The sequence below is a fragment of the Salipiger sp. genome (assembly GCF_059781815.1).
Genome location: NZ_JBYNAH010000322.1, coordinates 1 through 3,832, shown reverse-complemented (window position 1 = coordinate 3,832; position 3,832 = coordinate 1). Strand labels below are relative to the sequence as shown.

The following is a 3,832-nucleotide window of genomic DNA, read 5'->3' as shown; positions in this document are numbered from 1 at the left end:
TCAGCGGCCGATTTGCGGACCGCACCAAATTAACTGATTTTGTTGTGTTTCCGCCCATCAGTCTGTTTCAGCCGATCAGAATGACAAAGGCGCTGTCATGTTTGACCGCGCTCCAGAAATCCCCCCTCCGTCCTTCGATCATCAGGTGAGGATCATGTCGGGCTCTACCGCCGCAAGCTGGGTGTTGGAGAAGGTGATCTCGACGCCCTGATCGGCGAAGAGGACGTCGGTGCCGGACTGGATCATATGAGCCAGCGCCGCATCGGCACCGGCGTATCCAAAGCCCTGCAAAGACACGTAGTCCCATGGTTCGAGGTCCAGCACCACATGACTGCCGCCGTCGGCCTGTGCGAAGCGGAACTCGTCGGCATAGAGGCCTCCCGCCACAACGTTGTCGCCGGTGCCCGGGAGCAGCAGATCCTGCGCCAGCGTGCCGGTGCCGTGATCGAGCCCGCGCATCCAGCCCTTGAGATCGTCCGCCGTGCCGGCCACGAATTCCGGGCTCTGCGAGAAGCCCAGCACAACCTCGGCCCGGCTCATGCCGTCGTCGAGCCGCTGGGTCCAGTTGGCCAAGCCCGTGGCGTCGGGCTCGCGGCCCAACACGTTCTGATAAAGTAGCGTGACGAAAGCCTCGTTGTCGAGCGCACCGTAGGTCGCCTGAAACTCGGGGCTGTTGACGAAACTCGCCGACACCGCCGAGAGCTCCATGCCATCGGCCAGCCGACCCGACCAGTTGGTGAAGCCCTGGACATCGGGTGCGCGGTCGAGCGTAGCCTGATAGAGCCGGAACACGTCGTCGCCCCAGCCGGCTTGTGAACTACTCGTCGTGAAGGCGCGGGCGTCAGCGGCGGTGTCGACCACGAATTCCGGGCTCTGCGAGAAGCCCAGCACCACCTCGGCACGACTCATGCCGTCGTCGAGCCGCTGGGTCCAGTTGGCCAACCCAGTCGCGTCTGGCTCACGGTCCAACACGTTTTGATAGAGCAGCGTGACGAAGGCCTTATTGTCAAGCGAACCATAGGTGGCCCGAAACTCGGGGCTGTTGACGAAACCGCTGATCACCTGCAGCAAGCTCTGCTCGCCGGTGAACAGCCGTTCGGTCCAGTTGCCAAGACCGCTCGCATCCGGCGTCCGATCGAGCGTCGCCTGATAGAGCCGGAACACCGTTGCCGCGAGCGCCGGCGCGTAGGCCGCGTCGAACGCCTCGCCGAAGAGCAGATCGCTTCCCGGACCACCATTGAGCACATCGCCGCCGGCATTGCCGAAAGCAGTGTCGTCTCCACCGAGGCCGGAGATCAGATCCTTTGTGATGGCGCCACTGAGCCTCTCGGGCGCATCGGTCCCCTCGAAAACACGGCCGGGAAGATTACCGATGTCGAGCTCGATGACCTCTGCCATCGCGGGTCTGATGCCTTTTCCTGACGCCCGAACGTCATCGAGCGGGTAGGTCCCCACCTCTGTGCCGTCAGTCACCCAGATGCGGTAGCGGTCGGTTCCATAGCCGATCGTAAAGAAGGCCATGCCCCCGGAAACTTCGAGGATGTTCGGATTTGCGTCCTCGATCCCGGGTGCAAGATCCGCGACCAGTCTTGTTCCCTCCCGAGTGCCGTCACTGATGTGAAGCTCGGTTCCCTCGGCCCCCTCAGCGACGAAGAGCACCCGGCCTTCGTCGAGGGCGACAATGTCCCAATAGCTGCTGAAGCCCGAAACTGGGCCATGCGGTGTTCCCGTTCCCGTCAGCTGCAAGGTTCCGCTCGCCGTGCCATCGGTCACGAAGAGCTCGGCATAGTCGAGCGATGCATCCCGCCGGGCCCAGAAGAACAGACGGTCGCCCGAGACGGCCTGCAGCGCCGCCAGATCGTCCCCCGGATAGCCGCTGCCCTCGCCGGGGAAGATGTCTTGCACGATATGTGCCGTGACGCCGTCAGAGGCCCAGAGTTCTATGCCACGGTCTTCACTGGCGATCTCCCGGTCGTCCCAGTAGAAGAACTGGTCAGAGGTGTGCCCCAGGAACGTGGTCTGGTAGTTCACGATATTGAGGTTCTGAAAGCTCCCGGTGTCCGCGTCGTGCTTGTAGAACTCATGGTGAGAGCCTTCTTCGCCGAACAGGTAGATGTCCCCTCCGATCTCGAACACTTCGTAGGTGCGAATCGAATTGTCGCTGCCGTCCCAGTCGTAGGCCAGGCCTACATCGAAATCGCCCGTGATGCGGTAGAGATCCCCGTCATTGTCGCCATAGCGGGTTTCGCGAGCCCAGATCTCGTTTCCGACGCGCCAGAACGCGTCGACGGGGACGTCGACCAAGAGGCGCGGCGCCGACATGCCGTCGGTGACCATGAGAGCTTCGCCGCCGGCAAGATCGGTGTCTGCGCGCTCGCTGGTGGCTAGGAAGATAACCTCGTCTCCGAAAGACGTCAGACGGGTCGGTGCGTAGAGATCTGTCCCGGTATCGTCCGTAAGGTAGTATTGGAAGCCGTCTCCAGAGGAAACCACGAGCCGATTGGTGTTAATGAAGGAATCCGGCTCGTCGTATCTGGCCTGCGTCGCGAACGCATTCGGTCCGAGCTGGGCATACCCAACCGAATAGTCGTCGTCGATATAGTTCGCATCTGGGTGAGAGGTCGGAGAAATCTCAAACGTGTAGTCGGTGCCGAGAAGCCAGCCATATGTTCGCTCACCTCCGAACCGCTCATGGTAAGCCTTGTAGACGAGCACCTGTGCCATCTCTGCCCTCCCCCGAGAGATAACCTGGAGCGTATCACGAACACCTCACCTTGGGTCAATCATATTGGGAGTCGCGCAGCAGACCTGAACCTCCGCTCGTTGCTTCACCGGATCTCGGGTCAGTGGCTGGACAGAGACCGATCCGCGATCCCGACAATGACATGTTCTTCGCTGACTTAAGCATGTCGTTCACTGTGATGATTCACCGGGAGCTTGAGATCCCGCAGGAGGTCCCCCCATACCCAGACGCCCCCACAAGGGCACCGCGGCTCGACACTCGGCTCCAAGACATCAAAGTCCAAGGCTCCGCGCCGACCTGTGACCGAGACCCGGCATGCCCCACAAGGATACCCCCACCCTACCTAGGACCTCCGTCAACCACGCCCCGACAAGGACCCGCCCCACGCCTTTTATCATCAACGCGAAATCAACGAGATGAAGAGGTTCGGAATGGCCACCAGCCCCACCGCCCGCATGATCACCGATGCCGTCGAGGCGAGCAGCAAGACTTTGCGGGAGATCGCCACCGCGATGGGTCTCGAGCGCGGCAACGTGATCTCCATGCTGAAATCCGGCGAGATGCGCATGCCGATCGAGAGGATCCCGGCCTTCGCCGCCGCCACCGGCATCGACCCGCTGGCGCTGACCCGTGTCGCGATGTCGGAGTATATGCCGGAGACGTGGTCCGTGCTCGCGGCATCCGCCTCGCCGGTGCAGGAGCTGCAACTCAACATCCGCGCGCCCGGCGCGGTCGTCGAGCGCTTCAAGGCGATCTGCCAGACCGAGCGTCGCAACTACGGCGATATGCTCGGACTCCTACTCGACGTCTGGGACGGCGACGTCGAGAAGATGGTCTGATGTGCCGTGAAACACGCAGTTGGAGAGAGCGCTCGGAATCCTACATCGACGTAGAGCGCGCAGAAAGGCTGCTTAGGAATAGTCCGGGGCGCTGAGATCCAAATCAGCAGGGCACCCCCTTACGAAACGACGCGTTGTAGTTTGACCAGTTCGTCGTTCGATAGCGGGCGGGAGATGGCTTGCTTATAGAGTGCTTCTAGGTCATGTTGACAAATGGCGGATCCAGAGACGGATCGACGTGATGTCAATG

The 3,832-nt window shown here is 61.6% G+C and carries 2 protein-coding genes and 1 pseudogene; 1 reads left to right on the top strand and 2 read right to left on the bottom strand.

Annotated elements, in window-relative coordinates; all coding sequences use genetic code 11:
* Positions 1-141: 141 nt before the first annotated feature.
* Positions 142-2,724: a DUF4214 domain-containing protein gene (locus AC6RA4_RS23885; protein ID WP_500164563.1), complete on the bottom strand. Its 2,583-nt coding sequence runs from the start codon at positions 2,722-2,724 to the stop codon at positions 142-144.
* 450 nt (positions 2,725-3,174) lie between these two features.
* Here AC6RA4_RS23885 and AC6RA4_RS23880 point away from each other — a divergent pair, with 450 nt between their 5' ends.
* A complete protein-coding gene (locus tag AC6RA4_RS23880; RefSeq protein ID WP_500164561.1) occupies positions 3,175-3,582 on the top strand; it encodes an XRE family transcriptional regulator in 408 nt (135 codons plus the stop codon).
* 80 nt (positions 3,583-3,662) lie between these two features.
* Here the strand turns inward: AC6RA4_RS23880 and AC6RA4_RS23875 are convergent.
* Positions 3,663-3,769: pseudogene (locus tag AC6RA4_RS23875) on the bottom strand (IS5/IS1182 family transposase); the annotation flags it as partial.
* Positions 3,770-3,832: the final 63 nt, after the last annotated feature.